The sequence below is a fragment of the Nocardia sp. PLKS1-43 genome (assembly GCF_059510335.1).
The window spans coordinates 1-19,663 of the sequence record NZ_JCAJZQ010000006.1 but is presented as its reverse complement, the minus strand read 5'-3'; the positions used below and the strand labels follow the sequence as shown (position 1 = coordinate 19,663).

Genomic DNA, 19,663 nt, shown 5'->3' with positions numbered 1-19,663 from the left:
CGGGCATAGGCTGGTCACATGGTGTCCGAACGAGAACTACTCGCATCCGTCCCCACACAACTCTGGATCGGTGGCCCGGTCGATGCCACCGGTGGCGCCACCTTCCCGGTCGAGAATCCGGCGACCGGCGAAACTCTCGCCGAGGTGGCCGACGCAACCCCGGAGGACGCCGTGCGCGCCCTCGACGCCGCGGTCGCGGTGCAGGACGAGTGGGCCGCCACGCCGGCCCGGCAGCGCGGTGAGATCCTGCGCGCGGTCTACGAGCGGATCATCGAGCGCACCGAGGATTTCGCGCTGCTGATGACCCTGGAAATGGGCAAGGCGTTGCCCGAGAGCCGCAACGAGGTGCGCTACGGCGCGGAATTCTTCCGCTGGTTCAGCGAGGAAGCCGTGCGCATCCACGGCCGCTACCAGACCGCGCCGACCGGCACCGGCCGCATCGTGGTGCACAAGCAGCCGGTCGGGCCGTGTCTGGCGATCACGCCGTGGAACTTCCCGCTGGCCATGGGAACTCGCAAGATCGGCCCCGCGCTGGCGGCGGGCTGCACGATGATCGTCAAACCGGCCTCGGCCACTCCGCTGACCATGCTGCTGCTGGCGCAGCTGTGTCGCGACGCGGGCCTGCCCGACGGTGTGCTGTCGGTGATCACCAGTCGTCGTTCCGGCGCGGTGACCGCACCGCTGATCAACGATCCGCGCCTGCGCAAGCTCACCTTCACCGGATCGACCGAGGTCGGCCGGAAGCTGGTGGAGTCCTCCGCGCACGGCCTGCTGCGCACCTCGATGGAACTCGGGGGCAACGCCCCGTTCGTGGTGTTCGACGATGCCGACATCGACGCGGCGGTCGAGGGCGCGATGCTGGCCAAACTCCGCAACGGCGGTGAGGCGTGCACCGCGGCCAACCGTTTCCACGTGCACAACTCGGTGATCGAGGAGTTCACCCAGAAGTTCGTCACCGCGGTCCAGAAGGTCACGCTGGGACCGGGCGCCGATCCGGACACCACGCTGGGACCGCTGATCAACGCCGACCAGCTCGACACGGTCGGCGAACTGGTCGACGACGCGGTGTCCAAGGGGGCGCAGGTGCGCACCGGCGGCAAGGCGCCCGGCGGTCCCGGTTACTTCTATCCGGCCACCGTGCTGGTCGATGTGCCCTCGGATGCCCGCATCCTGAGCGAGGAGGTGTTCGGACCGGTCGCGCCGATCATCGGCTTCGATACCGAGGAGCAGGGGCTGGCCGCCGCCAACGACACCGAATTCGGCCTGGTCGCCTACGTCTACACCCGTGATCTGGACCGCGCGCTGCGCGTCGCCGAGGGGCTGGAGAGCGGCATGGTCGGGATCAACCGGGGCGTCATCTCCGACCCGGCCGCGCCCTTCGGCGGGGTGAAGGCATCGGGCTTCGGCCGCGAGGGCGGCACCGAGGGCATCGAGGAGTATCTGTCGACGAAGTACATCGCGCTGCAGTAGCAGGCGGGCCGAAGGTGGCCGGACAGCGAAAACCGCCCCGGGACCGGTGCCCGGGGCGGTTCGGTGCGAAAGCGCTGTGGCCGAACCTGTCTCGGCTGATCGTGCGTCAGCGGCCGAGTCGGCCGCGACCCAGGCGCAACAGCAGCATGGCGAGCGTATGACCCTCTTGGCCCAGCTCGCTGAAACGCTCGAGGACCTTCATCTCGCGGGAGTGGACCAGCCGCGTGCCGCCGTTGGCCATGCGAGTGCGGCCGATGATGCGCGAAATCTCGGTGCGGCGTTTGATCGCGGCCAGGATCTCCGCGTCGAGGCGGTCGATCTCCTTGCGGAGCTTGTCGATCTCCGCCTCGCTGCTGGGCAGCGCGGCATCGGACCCGGTCGTCGTCGTTGAGGTGCTCATACTTCTTCTCCTCGTGTCAGAACTTCGATCGGCGGGCGGCCACTGGCCGTTACCGATGGGTTCTTTCACCGTGAATCAGGCCCGGTGGGCCATATATTCCCCCCTTCGACACCCATGCGCTCAAATGCGAAATCGGCGACCGGGGTGGACGGCGGTCGGCCGGGCTGCAGTGGTTGCGCGAGCACTGGACATGTGGTCAGTCTGCCATGCTGGGTACAGGGCTACAACCTTGTCGGTGCTCGCCGGTAGCGTGGGAGAGCGATGGAGACCACGGTGGCTGACAAGAGGCGTCCGCACGCGCGGACGGGGCAGGCGGAAGATGCGGGGCAGGCGGCGGGCCCCTCGCACGATGCGGCGGCGGGGGCGGTCGAGCGGCTACTCGAGGGCCTGAATCCGCAGCAGCGCGCGGCGGTGGTGCACAGTGGCACACCGCTGCTGATCGTCGCCGGCGCGGGGTCGGGCAAGACCGCCGTGCTGACTCGCCGCATCGCGTATCTGCTGGCCGCCCGCGGCGTCACCCCGGGCCAGATCCTGGCGATCACCTTCACCAACAAGGCCGCCGCCGAGATGCGCGAGCGGGTGGCCGGGCTGGTCGGCCCGCGCGCGGCGAGTATGTGGGTGTCCACGTTCCACTCCAGCTGTGTGCGCATCCTGCGCACCCAGGCCGCGCTGCTGCCCGGCCGGAACACCAACTTCTCCATCTACGACGCCGACGATTCGCGCCGGTTGCTCGCGATGATCGGCCGCGATCTGGAACTGGACGCGAAGAAGTACACCCCGCGCCTGCTCGCGACCGCCATCTCCAATCTCAAGAACGAGCTGATCGACCCGGAGAAGGCCGCGATCGATGCGGAAGCCGACGAGAGTCAGCTGCCCCGCATCGTCGCTCAGGTGTACACCGAATATCAGCGCCGGCTGCGCGGGGCCAACGCGATGGACTTCGACGATCTGATCGGCGAGACGGTCGCCCTGCTGCAACGTCATCCGCAGGTGGCCGAGTACTACCGCCGCCGGTTCCGGCACGTGCTGGTGGACGAGTACCAGGACACCAACCACGCCCAGTACGTCCTGGTCCGCGAGCTGGTCGGCCATCACGCTGCGGGCGCGGCCACCGAGGCGGACGATGCGGATGCCGGTGCGGCAGCGGCGGATCCGGAGTTCACCCCGGCTCGGCGCGAGGATGCGGTGCCGCCGAGTGAGCTGTGCGTGGTGGGCGATGCCGACCAGTCGATCTATGCCTTCCGCGGCGCGACCATCCGCAACATCGAGGAGTTCGAGCGCGATTTCCCGGACGCGGAAACCATTCTGCTGGAACAGAACTACCGCTCCACCCAGCACATCTTGTCCGCGGCGAACGCGGTCATCGCGCGCAACGAGGGCCGGCGCGAGAAGAAGTTGTGGACCGATTCGGGCGAGGGCGACCTGATCGTCGGCTACGTCGCGGACAACGAGCACGACGAGGCGTCCTTCGTCGCGCGCGAGATCGATCGCCTGGTCGACCAGGGCGATTACAACTACGGCGACGTTGCGGTCTTCTACCGCACCAACAACAATTCCCGTGCGCTGGAAGAGATCTTCATCCGGATGGGACTGCCGTACAAGGTGGTCGGCGGCGTCCGCTTCTACGAGCGCAAGGAGGTGCGCGATATCGTCGCCTACCTGCGTGTGCTGGAGAATCCGGAGGACGCGGTGAGCCTGCGCCGCATCCTGAACACCCCGCGGCGCGGTATCGGTGATCGTGCCGAGGCGTGTGTGGCCGTGCATTCCGAACAGCGCGGCATCGGTTTCGGCCAAGCCCTGCGCGATGCCGCCGACGGCAAGGTGGCCCTGCTCAATACCCGGGCCCAGCGCGCCATCGCGGGATTCCTGGATCTGCTGGACGAGATCCGCGCGGCCGGTGTGCAGGAGGATCTGGATTTTCCGGATGTGGGCACCGTGGTCGAGGCGGTGCTGGACCGTTCCGGATATCGGGCCGAACTCGAGGCGTCCGATGATCCGCAGGACGGCGCCCGCCTGGACAACCTCAACGAATTGGTCAGCGTCGCACGTGAATTCAGCTCCGAGGCGCGTAACAACCTGGAGGCCGCCCGCGCGGAGGGGCTGCTGCCCGAGGCCGCCGAGGGTGAGCCCGATCCGGGTTCGCTGGCCGCGTTTCTCGAGCGGGTGTCTCTGGTGGCCGATACCGATCAGATCCCCGACGAGGGCGCCGGTGTGGTCACGATGATGACTTTGCACACGGCCAAGGGGCTGGAATTCCCGGTCGTCTTCGTCACCGGCTGGGAGGACGGCCAGTTCCCGCATATGCGCGCCCTGGGCGATCCGACCGAACTGGCCGAGGAACGCCGCCTCGCCTACGTCGGCATCACCCGTGCCCGCCGTCGCCTGTACCTGACCCGCGCGGTGGTCCGCAGCGGCTGGGGACAGCCGGTGTCGAATCCGGAATCCCGCTTCCTCCAGGAGATTCCGGGGCATCTGATGGACTGGCAGCGGCTGGAACCGGCCAACTCGCCCGGCGCCCGCGGCATGCGCCGACGCGGTGAGAGCGAGGGCCTGGAACGCGACTGGACCCGAGGCGACGGCTGGTCCGACCGCCCCGGCATCCGCGCCGGCGACCGCCGCCCCGCCCCTGGCAGCGCCAAGCGCGGCAACACGAATCTGGTGCTGGCCGTGGGCGACCGGGTCAACCACGACAAATACGGCCTGGGCCGGGTAATCGCCGCCGAAGGCACCGGCCCCATCGCCAGCGTCACCATCGACTTCGGCACCGCGGGCAAGATCCGCCTCATCCCGCAATACAGCGGAGGAGTCCTGGTCAAACTGTAAGGGGTTGCCGCACAGAGACTTCGCCACACGCGAACCGGCTGCCGGTGGATACCTCCGCCCGCACCAGCCCGATCGCGCCCAGCGGCGAAGCGTCTCCGTCTCCGTTCCGCGGGAATGCGCCAGTGAAGCGAAAGGCTCAATAACTAGCAGCCCCAAACGGTTTTCAGCGCCGGCTCACCGTTCAGCCCTCGAAGCGCATGGCCGAAGGCCGAGTCTCGTGGGCTGAACGACGAGCCTTACAGCGCCGAAAACCCGCCGGAGCGGAGGCCAAAAATTCAGTCTTCCTCGGGCCCCAGGGAAATCCCGCGGCTGGCGAGCCAAGGCAGTGGGTCGATGCGGTCGGTTCCGTGCAGCCAGACCTCGAAGTGGCAGTGCGGGCCGGTGGAGAAGCCCCGGTTGCCGATGGTGGCGATCTGATCGCCCGCCATGACGTGCTGGCCCACCGACACCGTGGTGGTGTTGACGTGCCCGTAGACGGTGATGGTGCCGTCCTCGTGACGTAGTCGCACCCACATGCCGAAGCCCGAGGCCGGCCCGGCATCGATGACGGTGCCGTCCATGACCGCGTAGATCGGTGTGCCGATCGGGCCCGCGATGTCGACGCCCGGGTGCAGTACGCCCCAGCGGGTGCCGTACCCGGAGGTGAAGGTGCCGCTGGCGAACTTCACGAAGACCGGCCGGAGTTTGGCGGCGGCCTGGGCGGCAAGGCTTTCGGCGAACTGCTGCCCGTGGTGCAGCACATCCTGGAACTGGCTGATGTCGGTCACCGGCGCGGCGTCGAGCACCTGCGGCGACTGACTCGAAGTCGCGGAGCCGTTGGTGGGCGTGGAGGCCGCGACCTGACGGATCTCACCGGTCGTGGGCGCGTCGGCGGTGGCGGGACGCTGGCTGCCGACATGCTGCGCACCGGTCTGACCGGCCGCGACGACCGCGCCCGCCGCGACCGCGACGACGGCCGCGCGGCCCTTGAGCGCCGCGGGCGGAACGGGCATCCGGTGCGCGCCGGGGACGCGAGCGGACCGGTGACCGCCGTTGCCGCGCGTGCCGCGAGAGATCGGGTGATACGGCTCGTCGGGCTGGTCGTAGTCGGCCGGCTCGACCGCCGAGGGCTCGTCCGAGCCCCAGGCGTCCCACTGGGCGTCCTCGGAAGTCTGCTCCCCCCAGTGGTATTCGGGGGTCTGCTGCCATTCGTCGGGCTCGGGGTCGGCCCACACATCCGAGGGCGTGTTCCACGTATCGCCGACGGGTACGTTCCAGGTGGCCGCCGAGGTGCCGCCCGCCCAACTGTCGGCGCGGCGCGCGGGCCCGGCGTACCCGCCGAACGAGGCGGTATCGCCGAGGTTGCTCAGACCGTCGCCTTCGCGGCGGTAACGCAATGCGGACGGGGCGCGATGTCCCGGCTGAAACGGATCGCCACTCATTACCGAGCCTCGATGAAGTGCAGGCCGACATGGATCTGCGGTAAGGACGGATTTTCGAAATGCTCACGGGGACTGCGGTGGCGGAGTGCCCGGGCGGTCGACGGGTCGCCTGCGGCGCGGCTCTTCACCTGCGGAGCGCTGTGCTGCAACAAGCCTGCCGTCCTCCTGTTGTGCCCGTCAGCGGCGGATGTGGTCGTCCGGGGAAAGCCCGGTCGGGAGTACAGAGACTACCGCGTCGGACGTCCTCGTTCATGCCGGTCTTGTGACCTCGTTGTGACATCGGTCGCATCGACGGTAACGAAACGATTGCGACCCGGCAAGCGCTCCAGCGCATCTCCGTCCGCTTGTGAGATTCATCACAAGAATTTCCGGGAATAACATGTTCGGTATTGCGGCGGGTATTCGGCCTTTTCATTACGACGACGCGTAGTAATTTCGGTCGCGCGGAATGCTCGAACCCTGGTCCCGCCGTCGCCGCGGCAACCTACTCGCGAGTAGGGGTGGCCAGCGGTTTTCCCCTCCCGGGTACGGGCCGGTGACCTGTGCCACTTAGGCTGTATGCGGCTGATTTCCCGTGCTCGCGAGTGATTAGAGTCCGATCCGACCCGCCCTGGAACGACGGGACGCCAACAAAGTCGTTGTCACCACAACGCAGACGAGACGGTGAGTACATGGATCTCTTCGAATATCAGGCGAAGGAGCTCTTCGTGAAGCACGGAGTGCCTTCGTCGGAAGGCCGGGTCACGGACTCGGCCGAGGATGCGCGTGCGATCGCGACCGAAATCGGCAAGCCGGTCATGATCAAGTCCCAGGTCAAGGTCGGTGGCCGTGGTAAGGCCGGTGGCGTGAAGTACGCCGCGACGCCCGAGGACGCCTTCACGCACGCTCAGAACATCCTGGGCCTGGACATCAAGGGTCACATCACCAAGAAGATCCTGGTCGCCGAGGCCAAGGACATCGCGGAGGAGTACTACATCTCCTTCCTGCTGGACCGCTCGAACCGCACCTACCTGGCCATGTGCTCGGTCGAGGGCGGCATGGAGATCGAAGAGGTCGCCGCCACCAAGCCGGACCGCCTGGCCAAGGTGCCGGTCGACGCCGTCAAGGGCGTGGACCTGGCCTTCGCGCGCTCGATCGCCGAGCAGGGCCACCTGCCCGCGGATGTCCTGGACGCCGCCGCCGTGACCATCCAGAAGCTGTGGGAGGTGTTCATCGGCGAGGACGCGACCCTGGTCGAGGTGAACCCGCTGGTGCGCACGCCCGAGAACGAGATCCTGGCCCTGGACGGCAAGGTCACCCTCGACGAGAACGCCGAGTTCCGGCACGCCGAGCACGCCGAGTTCGCGGACAAGGACGCGACCGATCCGCTCGAGCTCAAGGCCAAGGAGAACGACCTCAACTACGTCAAGCTGGACGGCGAGGTCGGCATCATCGGCAACGGCGCCGGCCTGGTCATGTCGACCCTGGACGTGGTCGCCTACGCCGGTGAGAAGCACAACGGCGTCAAGCCCGCCAACTTCCTGGACATCGGCGGCGGCGCCTCGGCCGCGGTGATGGCCAACGGCCTGGACGTCATCCTGAACGACGCGCAGGTGAAGAGCGTGTTCGTCAACGTCTTCGGTGGTATCACCGCGTGTGACGCGGTCGCCAACGGCATCGTCAAGGCGCTGGAGATCCTGGGCGACGAGGCCAACAAGCCGCTGGTCGTCCGTCTGGACGGCAACAACGTCGACGAGGGCCGGCGGATTCTCGCCGAGGCCAACCACCCGCTGGTGACGCTCGCGCAGACAATGGACGAAGGCGCGGATAAAGCGGCCGAACTGGCCTCCTCTTCAAACGGCTCGGCCAAGTAAAGGAATCAGGGCACATGTCTATCTTCCTCAACAAGGACAACAAGGTCATCGTCCAGGGCATCACCGGTGGTGAGGGCACCAAGCACACCGCTCTGATGCTGAAGGCCGGGACCAACGTGGTCGGCGGCGTCAACGCGCGCAAGGCTGGCACCACTGTCAAGCACGTCGACAAGGACGGCAACGACGTCGAGCTGCCGGTGTTCGGATCCGTCGCCGAGGCGATCGAGAAGACTGGCGCGGACACCTCGATCGCGTTCGTGCCCCCGGCGTTCTCCAAGGACGCCATCATCGAGGCCATCGACGCGCAGATCCCGCTGCTGGTGGTCATCACCGAGGGCATCCCGGTGCAGGACACCGCGTACGCGTGGGCCTACAACGTCGAGAAGGGCGGCAAGACCCGGATCATCGGCCCGAACTGCCCCGGCATCATCACCCCGGGTGAGTCGCTGGTCGGCATCACGCCGAACAACATCACCGGCAAGGGCCCGATCGGTCTGGTCTCCAAGTCCGGCACCCTGACCTACCAGATGATGTACGAGCTGCGCGACTTCGGCTTCTCCACCGCCATCGGCATCGGCGGCGACCCGGTCATCGGCACCACCCACATCGACGCCATCGAGGCGTTCGAGAAGGATCCCGAGACCAAGGTCATCGTGATGATCGGCGAGATCGGCGGCGACGCCGAGGAGCGCGCCGCGGCCTACATCAAGGCCAACGTCACCAAGCCGGTCGTCGGCTACGTCGCGGGCTTCACCGCACCCGAGGGCAAGACCATGGGGCACGCGGGCGCGATCGTCTCCGGTTCGGCCGGAACCGCCGCCGCGAAGAAGGAGGCCCTCGAGGCCGCGGGCGTCAAGGTCGGCAAGACGCCGTCCGAGACCGCCGCGCTGGCCCGGGAGATCCTGGAGAAGGCCAGCGTCGAGGCCTGAGCCGGTAGTCGCAAGGAAGGCCGCCACCCGAATTCGGGTGGCGGCCTTCGTCATTCATCGGGGTGTGTTCACGGTACTGGGAATACGTGGCACAGCCCGAGGGTGCGAACCACTGTGCAGAACATTTCCGAAAGATTCACGGCAAACCTCCTTTTTCTCCTCCCTCTGGCACGATTCGCCAGTTCACCTGGTTCATCGGGCGCGCAATCCGGCCTGCTGCGCGGTTTGCGGTGGCCGTGACCCGGGCGCTTTCGTGCAGTAGCGTCAAGAGGGCATCCAATCTTGACTACGAAGGACTCGATAAGGAGACGACGACATGTCATACCCGTCCGGGGGCTCCGGGTACAACGCACCCGCGCCGACGCCACCCTCCTCCGCGCCCGGTTTCGCGCAGCAGCCCGGCGGCGCTACCAGCAGCAAAGCGGGCGGCCCGGGATCGAGTGCCATTGGGCTGCCGTTCTATCTCACCGCCGGAGCCGCCGTGCTCGGCGTCATCAACTTCCTGCTGGGTTTCGCGCCGTTCGTCTCCACCAGCAGTCACGACCTCGGCGAGGGTTTGCAGACACCCGCGACCAGCAGCGATTTCTTCTTCTCGTTCGCCGTGTCGGTGTTGATCGTGCTCCTGGCCGGCGGTCTGCTGGCGGGTCTGTCGCTGTTGCCCAAGCAGAACTGGAGCGGCGCCGCGGCGGCGGTCACCGCGGCCGGGTTCATCGGCCTGATTTTCGTCGTGATCAAGGTGCCCGACGGGGTCAGTGTGGGCTGGGGCGCCTGGGTGGTGCTCTTCCTGGCGCTCGTGCAGACCGCCGCGGCGGTTGTCGTGGTGCTTTTCGAGAGCGGCATCCTGTCCGTGCCCGCGCCGAAACCGGCTGCGCCACAGGCTGTTCCGGGGGGTTATGGTACGCCGGGCTACGGTCAGCAGGGGTATGGCCAGGCGCAGCCGGGCCAGTACGGTCAGCAGGCGCAGTCGCAGCCGGGACAGAGCCAGCCGTCCTACGGTCAGTACGGTCAGCAGCCCGGTTACGGTCAGTCGGCCCAGTCGCCCTACGGCCAGCAGTACCCGCAATACGGTCAGCAGCAGGCGCAGTCGCCGTACGGTCAGCAGCAGTACGGTCAGCAGCAGTACGGTCAGCAGGCGGGCGGATACGCCGCTCAGCAGCAACAACAACAGCAGCCGTCCGGCTCGAATGCGGGTGGCGAGGCGGCCGGTGGTCAGCAGCCGCAGTACGGCTCGCTGAACTTCGCTCAGCAGCAGGCCGGTCAAGGCGGCGCGGCCGGTCAGTCCGGCCAGTCGGCGAGCACGGCCAAGCCGGCAAACCCCTTCGGTGAGGAACGCCCGGCGAACCCGGCCGCGGACCCCACCACCGCGTTCCGTCCCGGCGAGGACGACAAGAAGTAGCTGTATCGCCGTCGCCGCTCGCTCCGGAGTGTCCGCCGATCCAATCCAGTGCCGGTGGAGCACGTATGGACGAGCGGCGCACGATAGGTAATCTTGTCCGCATGACGGAGTCGGTTTACCTCACGGCGGTGCTGACGCCGGACTCGGAGGGTGGTTTCACCGCGCGAATCGCGGAGCTGCCTGGCGCGATCAGTCAGGGCGACACCGTCGAGGAGGCGCTCGCAAATGTGCGCGAAGCAGCCGAGCTGTATTTGGAATACGCGACTTCGCAGGAGCGTGCGGCGATCTCAGCGCACCCGATCACCGCTCCCGTGTTCGTGAAAGTGGCGTGACTCGGCTCTCGGAGTATCCGTCGCCGACCGGTCGAGGTGGTGGAGAAGGCTGGCATGTTCGCCTGGGCACCAAGGGAACTCACGCGATCTCGAGGCGGCCGAACGGCACCCGGCGTAACGGTGCCGCTACGCAAGCCGGTCGAGCCGGGCATGCTCTCGGCCATTTTCCGCGTCGAGCCGGCATCGGCGCCGACGAATTTCGTGACCTGTTGTAACCGCCCGTTCGCCGGACGAACCCGAGCATGAGTGGCGTGATGATCGATGACGGCGAGTCGCGCGCGTGTCGGCGCGCCTGACTCGCCGATGCGATGGAAGCTGTCACCCTGGGGTGTCGTGAGGGAGCGCCGCGGTGAAAGCGAGCGCGCCGACCCGTCGTGAGGGGAAGTCGTGACTGTCGCATCGAATGCCGGACGTCGCGGGGGAGTCCGACCGTGAAAGCTTCTCCCGTCCGGTGGGATCCCCGCGACGCGCGCCCGCCGCGTGAGGAGGGCGCGCGGCGCCCGGGGCACGGGCCCGAGGACAATCTGTTCCTGTCGCTGAGCCCGGATCGGGCTCGGGTGCTGCTCATCGTCGCCGCGCGGGCGACCAGCTACACCATCGTGGTGATCGTGGCCCTGGTCCTGGTGACGCTGTTCGCCGCGGGGAGCCCGATGACCGGGGCCTCGGGGGCTATCGCCGCGGGTTGGCTTGCGGTACACCAGGTTCCGCTGGTGATCGGCCGGACGACGTTGAGTCTGTTGCCGCTGGTTCCGACGGGGGCGGTGCTGTGGCTGACCGCCCGAGACTGTGCCCGCGCCGTGGAACCGCGCTCCTCCCGGGCGGACCTGGGCTGGATACTGGGCGCCGCGCTGGCCGGACCGCTGCTGGTCACCGCGGTATGCCTCGCGGTGGCCGAGGATGCGGCGTCGGTGGTCGCGCTGCAAGCGCCGCAGGCCCTGGCCGCCTTCGCCTGGGTGGGCGGATTGCATCTGGCGGCGGCCCTGGCCGGGCTGGCCGCGCGGCCCAACCCGCTGCGCGACAGGGTGATCGCGCGAATCCCGCTGTGGGTGGAGTCCGCGGTCCGGATCGCGGTGCGCACGGTGCGGCGGCTGCTGCTGTGCGCGGCGGTGCTCACGCTGCTGTCCTTCCTGTTGCACTGGTCCCGGATCGGTGAGACCTACCGCGCGTCGGGCAATATCGGCGGGGCGCTCGGCCTGTCGGTGCTGTCGCTGGCCTACCTGCCGAATACGGTCGTCGGCGCGACGGGTCTGCTGGTCGGTGCGCGTGTGCACATCGGCGTCGGCGGGCTGAGCGTGTTCTCGGTCTCGGGTGCGCCGGTTCCCGCACTGCCCGTCCTGGCCGCGGTGCCGACCGGTCCGGCGGCCGGATGGTGGCCGGTGGTACTGGCCGTGCCCGCCGCGGTGGGCCTGCTGGCCGGGCGGGACTGCGCGCGGGGCACCTACGACCAGCCGCTGCGGCCGTGGGCGACGCTGACCGCGGCGGCGGTCGGTGCGGTGATTCTCAGTGTGCTCGGCGGGATCGCCGGTGGCGAGGTGGGTTCGTTCGGCGCGATCGGGACGGGCGTATTCCTGTTCGCCGGCTGGGCTTTCGCCTGGTTCGCGGTCGCCGGATACCTCGGTCTGGTCGGCTCGCGCTGGTTCCTGGGCGTCCCGGCCGCGGAACTCGTCGACGAACACGAATACGCGGACGCGGGCTACGCGGACGAGGAGTATCGCGAGGACGGGTATTACCCGGAGTACGCCGAGGCCGGCCATTACGAGCGGGACGATTACGAGTCCGGCGACTACGAGCACGAGCGCCGCTATCTCGACCAGGGGCATGCCGACAGCGGCTACCACGGTCAGGACGGCTACCACGGTCAGGACTACGACAGCGGCTACGACGAACTCGACTACGACCGCCGCGCGGGGCGCGGCGATCCGGGCGTCGAGGAGATCGACGGTGAACTCGTCGAGGAGCAGGCCGCCCTCGAACCCGCCGTGGATCCCGACGAGATTCTGGACGCCGAGGTGGTGGAGACGGACCTGCCGGACAGCCGGCGGTGGGACGGTAGCTAGGCTCTAGAGCGGCGGTCCTCGCATCCGCCGCAAATCCTGCAGTCTCGACGCACAGGGAGTAGAGCGCTGACGACTCCGCCCGCCCAGTTGGTGCCCGCGGCCTTGCCCGCGACCGTCGTCGTGCTCGCCTCGGGTACCGGATCGTTGCTGCGTTCGCTGCTCGAGGCCGCCGCCGAACCGGGTTATCCCGCCCGCGTCGCCGCCGTCGGTGTCGATCGCGCTTGTGCCGCAACCGATCACGCGGACGCCGCCGGAATTCCGCATTTCCGTGTCGCGCTGGGCGAGTACCCCGACCGCGACTCCTGGGACGCCGCGCTGACCGAGGCGGTCGCCGCCTACACGCCGGATCTGGTGGTCTCGGCCGGTTTCATGAAGATCCTGGGCCCGGCTTTCCTGTCCCGCTTCGGCGGCCGGATCATCAACACCCATCCGGCGCTGCTGCCCTCGTTCCCGGGCGCGCACGCCGTGCGCGACGCACTCGCGTACGGGGTGCGGGTCACCGGCTCGACCGTGCATCTGGTCGACGCGGGCGTCGATACCGGGCCGATCCTCACGCAGGAGGCGGTCGAGGTGCTGCCCGAGGACGACGAGGACACCCTGCACGAGCGGATCAAGGTCGTCGAACGGCGGTTGCTGGCGCAGGTCGTCGCCGCCGTCGCGACGCGAGGCATTGTCTCCGATGGACGAAAGGCAGTTATCCCAGATGAGCGAGTACTCCGGTGAGTGAACGCAGCGAACGACCCGCGAATGAGGCCGACCGCAGGCCGATCACCCGGGCGCTGGTGAGCGTCTACGACAAGACCGGACTCGTCGAGTTGGCCACCGGGCTGCACGCGGCCGGGGTGGAGTTGGTGTCGACCGGTTCGACCGCGTCGCGGATCGCCGATGCGGGCGTTCCGGTGACGAAGGTCGAGGATCTGACCGGCTTCCCGGAGACCCTGGACGGCCGGGTCAAGACGCTGCATCCGCGGGTGCACGCCGGGATCCTGGCCGATCTGCGCAAGCAGGAGCACGCCGACCAGCTGGTCGAACTCGGTGTGGAGGCGTTCGGTCTGGTGGTGGTGAACCTGTACCCGTTCACCGAGACCGTGGCCAGTGGCGCGAGCCCGGACGAGTGCGTGGAGCAGATCGATATCGGCGGCCCGTCGATGGTGCGTGCCGCGGCGAAGAACCACCCGTCGGTGGGCGTGGTGGTGGACGTCGCCGACTACGACCGCGTACTCGAGGCGGTGCGTTCGGGCGGATTCACCCTCGCGGAACGAACCGAGCTGGCGGCCAAGGCATTTCAGCACACCGCTGGCTACGACGTCGCGGTGGCGAGCTGGATGACGAATGTGCTGACCGCGGAACAGGGTTCAGCGCCCGAGGGGTCGGCCGAGCCGGATTCGGTTGCCGCGGTGCGCTTCCCGACCTGGCTGGGTGCGACCTGGACCCGCGAATCGGTGCTGCGCTACGGCGAGAATCCGCACCAGGCCGCCGCGCTGTACACCGATGCGGCCGGCGCCGCCGGCTTGGCGCAGGCGAAGCAGTTGCACGGCAAGGAGATGTCGTACAACAACTACACCGACGCCGATGCCGCGTGGCGGGCCGCCTGGGACCACGCCGCGCCCGCCGTGGCGGTGGTCAAACACGCCAATCCGTGCGGGATCGCGGTCGGCGAGGACATCGCGCAGGCGCATCGCAAGGCGCACGCCTGCGATCCGGTGAGCGCGTTCGGCGGTGTGATCGCGGCCAATCGCGAGGTGACCGTCGAGATGGCCGAGCAGGTGGCGGAGATCTTCACCGAGGTGATCGTCGCGCCCGGCTACGCCGACGGCGCGGTGGAGGTGTTGCAGCGCAAGAAGAATGTGCGCATTCTGGTCGCCGAACAGCCGGTCCGCGGTGGTGTGGAACTGCGCCCGATCAGTGGCGGGGCGTTGTTGCAGCAGCGCGACATCGTCGACGCCGAGGGCGACGATCCGGCCAACTGGACGCTGGTCTCCGGCGAGGCCGCCGACGCGGCCACGCTCGCCGATCTCGAATTCGCCTGGCGCTCCTGCCGTGCGGTGAAGTCGAACGCGATCCTGCTGGCCCACGACGGCGCCTCCGTGGGGGTTGGCATGGGCCAGGTCAACCGGGTCGATGCCGTCCACTTGGCGGTCCTGCGCGCCGACGACCGAGCCAAGGGCTCGGTGGCGGCCTCGGACGCCTACTTCCCCTTCCCCGACGGTCCCCAGCAACTCATCGCGGCCGGCGTGAAAGCCATTGTGCAACCGGGTGGATCGGTCCGCGACCAGTTGACCATCGACGCGTGCCGCGAGGCGGGCGTCACCATGTACCTCACCGGCGCCCGCCACTTCGCCCACTGACGACAAGGCCCAGCCCGGAGACCTGAAACCCGCTGCGAGAGTGGGTAAACCGCCCAACTCGCGGCCGGGTCGCGTGGTGATGGCGTTCGGCCGAGGCCGGCCCGCCGGAGCGAAGCGGAGACCGAGAATACAAGAGACCCTGCGCGGGGCTGCGGTTCCCGCGCAGGGTCTCTTTTCATCCAGGCACCGGGCCGTGTACATCCCGGGTCCCGGGTTTCGTCATCCCGGCGGACGCCGGGAATCGGTCTGGGGTTTCCCTTGTGCGGGACGGGAATTCGGAGTAGCTCGACGGATGCGTCGCGTCAGGGAAGTGCGTGACATGAGTGCTCTGTGGATGTTGTACGGCCTGGAGTTTCTCTACGTAACGCTTATGTCACGCAACGTATCACTTCCGAAGTGCTACCGCTTCAGATGTTCTTGCTATAACTGCTGGTCAATAGATATTGTGATCGACATCACATTAGCCGAGATTTATTCGGCGCTGAGAACCTTTCGATTGCCCAGAGGTTGCTTCAGTTGAATGCCGAGGGTGCCGAATACCGCGATCATGGTGCACATGCGGCCCTGCGCCTCCGGCAGGCGGCCGGAGCGCAGTGCGATGGTGACGGTGCTGGAGGTCTCGGTGGCGGTGGCATCGACACCGAAACAGTCCGGCGATCCGATCTGGAAGTTCACCGCGATCCGATCGGCGGCGAGCGGGCTCCAGCTGTCGAAGGTCATCGGGTGGGCATTGACGATCGCGGGATTCGCGGTGAACGTGCGTCCTGGGTCGGGTGTGGCCTGTTCGGTCGGGGTGCTCGGCCCCGCGGACGTGCTCGTGGTCGTATTCGACTGTGTGCCACCATCGTTCGCCTGTCCGCAACCGGCAGCCAGTAGCGCCAGCAGGGTTGCGGCGGCCGCGCCGGCGCGGCGCGGTCCCGAATTCGCCTTCATGCGCCACACCCTAGTGGCGATGCCGCCGCGGTTCGTGACGTGCGGCCCGCCCGACGGCGTGCGCGGGCGGACGCGGAACGCGGAGAGCCCCGGTGGCGTACCGGGGCTCTCACGCTCGACCGAGTGGCGGTCAGCGACTGGTGAACGGCAACAGGGCCATCTCGCGGGCGTTCTTCACCGCGACGGCGACCTGCCGCTGCTGCTGCGGGGTCAGGCCGGTGACGCGGCGGCTGCGGATCTTGCCCCGGTCGGAGATGAACGTGCGCAGCAGATTCACGTCCTTGTAGTCGACCACCTCGACGCCCGCGGCGATCAGGGGATTCTTCTTCGGGCGCCGCGCCTGCTCGGCCCGGACCTTCTTGGACGGTGCTCGCTTGACAGCCATATCAGTATCCTTCCTCGGCATGAGCTCTGGGCCCTACGTGGTTGCGCGAGATCCGGGTGGTCTACCAGCTCGATTTGTGCACACCCGGCAGCTCCCCGTGATGGGCCAGCTCGCGCACACGTACTCGGGAAAGGCCGAACTTCCGCGGATATCCACGTGGGCGGCCATCGGTAGCATCCCGATTGCGTAATCGTACCGGACCGGCGTCGCGCTCCGGCCGCTGTAGTGCTGTATGGCGAGCCATAAACGGCCGCGCGGTGGGCGTTCCGCGTGGACAAGGAACACTGTAGCGCGGCCGGCCGGTAAATGAAAATCATTGTCGAAATGGGTCGCGATCACTTCGCCGCCCGAGCGCCGCACGCCCACGGCCCTCCTGGCCGGCGCGGCCAACGGGGATGAACGCACGGTCGTCCGGTCGCGGTCGGACGGGTCGAATCATTCGATGCCGTCACGGTTTTCGACGTACTCCCGGACGCCGCGCCGGCGGGCAGGGGGCGGTGAGCCGAGGTGGCGGTTCCGAAGCGGCGGATGTCCAGATCGAATACTCGTAGCCCCCGGGGCTGTTCGGAAGGCGAGCCCACCGGATCTGGTGCCGGTGCGTGTCGACGGCACGGAGTATCGGGTGCCGCGGCGGTGCGACGGGGCTGCTCGATCCCTCCGGATGGTGGGCCGGTTGCGAGATACGCTGCGGCTGGGCGGTTTCACGATATTTGTCCGCATACCGCGATCATCGGGCAAACGATCGGATCGGTTCGAGCTGACGAGAGTCCGTGATCTCGATTGCCATGGAGTAGCTGATCTCTGAACTACCAACTGCCAGTTGGTTTTCGAATGTGAAAAAGTCCACGTGAAGTGATGCTTTCGTGCTCTTCGCCCGGTAGCCTCATTCGGGAGGGCGGGTTCCCTCGGAGATCCCTGGGAACCCGCTCATCGCCATTTCTCGGGGGCAGTCGCGCCGGACGTTTTCCGGCACGCTCGTCGAGTTCACGAATGTTCCGGTCCGCAACCGCGTCCGAGTGGCTCGGGCAGCAGCGATTCCAGCCGTGCGACCTGTTCGGCCAGCATCGCCAGCGGCCCTTCCGCCAGTGAGAGCGGCCATGGCAACCGCGGTTGCTGTGCCAGATCTCGCACCTGTTCCTCGAGTTCCGCGATCGTGGCTTCCAGATCGCCCACCTCGGTGCGTAATTCGGAAATCTGCGTCAACGCCGCGGCCACGGCGTCCACCAGGGAGCGGTGCCGACCATCCTCGTCGGTGCCCAGCTGTGGCCAGCCGGCCAGGTCGGGGCCGCGAAGCTGAGTCTGGATATCGCGCAGTACGGTCACGTGGTCCGGGACTGCCTGCGCCGCCTCGGTCACCTCGGCGTCATCCGGGCGGGAATGCATGAGACCACTGTAATTCGCCCGGCGCGCGCGGCGCTCGGCATCGGTTGCGGCACTGCCGATCCGCGGGATGCGAGTGACGCACGCCATCCGTCGATACCGGGCGGGGTACGCGAACTGCCTGCTCCGTGTCTCATTTGTCCGAGTTTGCGGCCTTTTAACATGATTGCCGTAATTTTGCCGAATTGTTGACGGCCGATGTCACAGCGTCGTAATCATCGGGCGCGACTCTCTGTCTGGGCCGCACGCCACGGCTCCGCGCTCCCGGTTTCCGAGGGGCGCGCAGTATGAGGAAGACCTGATGGGGATCGCTATGAAGAAGATGACGTACGCCGTGTCGCTCGCGACCTTCGCGACGACCGCCGCGGTCGCACTGGCCACCGGAACCGCCTCGGCCGCCGCCCCCGGCGTGGACGCGCCCGTTGTCGATCCGCACACCCTGAGCGTGCCGATCGCACCAGGTGTGCAATACACCAGCAACACCACCGACCGCTCCACCGTGCTGAACACCCCGTTCGGCACGCTGACCACGCTGGGCGGCCAGATCCAGCTGAACGACGCGAAGGGCTCGACGGTCTACGGGCAGAAGGCATTTCCGGTGACTCCCAAGGCCGCCGTCACCGTGCCCGCCGGGACGGACGCGGTGACGACCCATCAGGCCGGCGCGACCGTCCTCGCGCCGCACCCGGTCGACGCCCCGGCCCACGATCCGCAGGCGGACTTCAACTCCGCCCTGGGCACCGCGGCCACCCAGTTCGGTCTCGCCACCGGTGTCGGCGCCATGGTCGGCGGCGTCGGCGGTGTGCTGGTCGGCTGTCCGCTCGGTGTCGTCACCGGCGGCGTGCTCACCTCGCCCACCATCATCGGTACGCCGCTCGGCATCGTCGGCGGCTGCATCCTCGGTGCCTCCGCGGTCGGCGGTGTCGGCGCGATCGTCGGCGGCGCGACGTTGGGCATTCCGGTCGGCGTCGCCAGCGGTGTGCAGATGTACAACACGCTGCATGCACAGGGAGACGTATAGCGGTAGCCGGAGTTTCGACGAGTTCGGGCCGGATCGCCTACCCGCAGGGGCGATCCGGCCCGATTCGTTCGACTACCGCTGCGGCGAACCGTGCGGGACTCCGCTCACCCGACCGTTTCGGGCGTGCGTGTGGTCTCGGCGGTGCGGTTGGGGGCGGGAATGCTGCGCCGACGCGGTCCCTTGGGGACGCGCTTGGCGCGTGCCTCGGGCTGCAACCGGCCGGTGCGGTCCGGTGCGACCAGAACCGCGGTGATCGGTACCGCGAGCGACATCGTGGCGACGACGAAGATCGGGATGAACATGGTGAACAGGTCCCGCCCGCTGGGCTGTGGCATGGCCGGATCGATGTGGACCGATACGCCGGCCAGGCCGAGATAGTGAATTCCGATGATCGCGCCCGCGTACACCACGGAGACTCCGACCAGAGCCGTCGTCACGCGCCACCGCGTCGCCCACAGGAGTCCGGCGGCGCCCAGCACCAACAGCGCGGTGCATCCGGCCATGAACGCGGGGCTGATCGTCGTGGTGCCCTGCACCGTGAGGGAGTTCAGGCCCAGATAGTTCATCAGCCCCAGGCACAGGCCTGCGACCAGCGCGCCGATCGCCAGGCGCACGGGTTTGCGCTCGTCGCCCACGATGACGAGTCCGGCCAGCACCCCCACCGGCGCCACGACGAGTGCGGCGACGCGCTGCATCAGGTCGTAGCGGACCACCCCGCTGGGCAGTCCGACACCCAGCATCGTGACCGACACCGCCACCTGCGTCCCGATCGCGCCGATACAGATCGCCGCAGCGGTCAGCCATACGAGACGGAATTTCGCGGTCACCGACAGCGTCGATTGCCGGATGCAGATCAGGCCCACCAGGGTGCCCGCCCACGCCACCCCGAGCGCCAGCACGAGCACCCAGGTCCCC

The 19,663-nt window shown here is 68.0% G+C and carries 16 protein-coding genes and 1 pseudogene; 10 read left to right on the top strand and 7 right to left on the bottom strand.

The window, feature by feature from the left end:
* Positions 1-18: 18 nt before the first annotated feature.
* Positions 19-1,470, top strand: a complete 1,452-nt coding sequence (locus AC5WS7_RS22155; protein ID WP_495956474.1) for an NAD-dependent succinate-semialdehyde dehydrogenase — start codon at positions 19-21, stop codon at positions 1,468-1,470.
* 106 nt (positions 1,471-1,576) lie between these two features.
* Here the strand turns inward: AC5WS7_RS22155 and AC5WS7_RS22150 are convergent, their stop codons facing one another.
* Positions 1,577-1,870: a chorismate mutase gene (locus tag AC5WS7_RS22150; RefSeq protein WP_067886332.1), complete on the bottom strand. Its 294-nt coding sequence runs from the start codon at positions 1,868-1,870 to the stop codon at positions 1,577-1,579.
* A 261-nt stretch (positions 1,871-2,131) separates the two neighbouring features.
* Between AC5WS7_RS22150 and pcrA the strand changes: the two genes are divergently transcribed.
* The gene (gene pcrA / locus AC5WS7_RS22145; RefSeq protein WP_495956473.1) at positions 2,132-4,693 is read left to right on the top strand and encodes a DNA helicase PcrA; all 2,562 of its coding nucleotides are present in this window, start codon (positions 2,132-2,134) and stop codon (positions 4,691-4,693) included.
* A 275-nt stretch (positions 4,694-4,968) separates the two neighbouring features.
* Here pcrA and AC5WS7_RS22140 read toward each other — a convergent pair whose 3' ends face one another.
* Positions 4,969-6,114: a M23 family metallopeptidase gene (locus AC5WS7_RS22140; RefSeq protein WP_495956472.1), complete on the bottom strand. Its 1,146-nt coding sequence runs from the start codon at positions 6,112-6,114 to the stop codon at positions 4,969-4,971.
* Between the two features lie 671 nt (positions 6,115-6,785).
* Between AC5WS7_RS22140 and sucC the strand changes: the two genes are divergently transcribed.
* From sucC to purH, 7 genes are all read left to right on the top strand, one after another.
* Complete coding sequence (gene sucC / locus AC5WS7_RS22135; protein WP_495956471.1) at positions 6,786-7,967, top strand: ADP-forming succinate--CoA ligase subunit beta; 1,182 nt, start codon at positions 6,786-6,788, stop codon at positions 7,965-7,967.
* 14 nt (positions 7,968-7,981) lie between these two features.
* A complete protein-coding gene (gene sucD / locus AC5WS7_RS22130) occupies positions 7,982-8,896 on the top strand; it encodes a succinate--CoA ligase subunit alpha (protein ID WP_495956470.1) in 915 nt (304 codons plus the stop codon).
* Positions 8,897-9,212: 316 nt separating this feature from the next.
* Positions 9,213-10,292, top strand: a complete 1,080-nt coding sequence (locus AC5WS7_RS22125; RefSeq protein WP_495956469.1) for a DUF5336 domain-containing protein — start codon at positions 9,213-9,215, stop codon at positions 10,290-10,292.
* Positions 10,293-10,357: 65 nt separating this feature from the next.
* Complete coding sequence (locus AC5WS7_RS22120; RefSeq protein ID WP_495956468.1) at positions 10,358-10,624, top strand: type II toxin-antitoxin system HicB family antitoxin; 267 nt, start codon at positions 10,358-10,360, stop codon at positions 10,622-10,624.
* A gap of 431 nt (positions 10,625-11,055) precedes the next feature.
* The gene (locus tag AC5WS7_RS22115) at positions 11,056-12,681 is read left to right on the top strand and encodes a cell division protein PerM (protein ID WP_495956467.1); all 1,626 of its coding nucleotides are present in this window, start codon (positions 11,056-11,058) and stop codon (positions 12,679-12,681) included.
* Positions 12,682-12,783: 102 nt separating this feature from the next.
* A complete protein-coding gene (purN, locus tag AC5WS7_RS22110; RefSeq protein WP_495956466.1) occupies positions 12,784-13,404 on the top strand; it encodes a phosphoribosylglycinamide formyltransferase in 621 nt (206 codons plus the stop codon).
* Positions 13,401-15,029, top strand: coding sequence for a bifunctional phosphoribosylaminoimidazolecarboxamide formyltransferase/IMP cyclohydrolase (gene purH, locus AC5WS7_RS22105; RefSeq protein ID WP_495956465.1), 1,629 nt, complete (start codon positions 13,401-13,403; stop codon positions 15,027-15,029). Before purN ends, purH begins: the two co-directional genes overlap by 4 nt.
* 471 nt (positions 15,030-15,500) lie before the next feature.
* Here purH and AC5WS7_RS22100 read toward each other — a convergent pair whose 3' ends face one another.
* From AC5WS7_RS22100 to AC5WS7_RS22085, 4 genes and pseudogenes are all read right to left on the bottom strand, one after another.
* On the bottom strand, positions 15,501-15,962 hold the full coding sequence (locus AC5WS7_RS22100; RefSeq protein ID WP_495956464.1) for a hypothetical protein: 462 nt from the start codon (positions 15,960-15,962) through the stop codon (positions 15,501-15,503).
* Between the two features lie 130 nt (positions 15,963-16,092).
* Positions 16,093-16,347, bottom strand: coding sequence for a 30S ribosomal protein S18 (gene rpsR, locus AC5WS7_RS22095; protein WP_067886317.1), 255 nt, complete (start codon positions 16,345-16,347; stop codon positions 16,093-16,095).
* 61 nt (positions 16,348-16,408) lie between these two features.
* A pseudogene (gene rpsN, locus AC5WS7_RS22090) lies at positions 16,409-16,576 on the bottom strand (30S ribosomal protein S14); the annotation flags it as partial.
* 755 nt (positions 16,577-17,331) lie between these two features.
* On the bottom strand, positions 17,332-17,730 hold the full coding sequence (locus tag AC5WS7_RS22085; protein WP_495956463.1) for a hypothetical protein: 399 nt from the start codon (positions 17,728-17,730) through the stop codon (positions 17,332-17,334).
* Positions 17,731-18,028: 298 nt separating this feature from the next.
* Here AC5WS7_RS22085 and AC5WS7_RS22080 point away from each other — a divergent pair, with 298 nt between their 5' ends.
* The gene (locus AC5WS7_RS22080; RefSeq protein WP_495956462.1) at positions 18,029-18,748 is read left to right on the top strand and encodes a hypothetical protein; all 720 of its coding nucleotides are present in this window, start codon (positions 18,029-18,031) and stop codon (positions 18,746-18,748) included.
* A 104-nt stretch (positions 18,749-18,852) separates the two neighbouring features.
* Here the strand turns inward: AC5WS7_RS22080 and AC5WS7_RS22075 are convergent.
* Positions 18,853-19,663 (bottom strand): MHYT domain-containing protein (locus AC5WS7_RS22075; protein ID WP_495956461.1); only part of this gene is annotated, 811 nt, incomplete at its 5' end.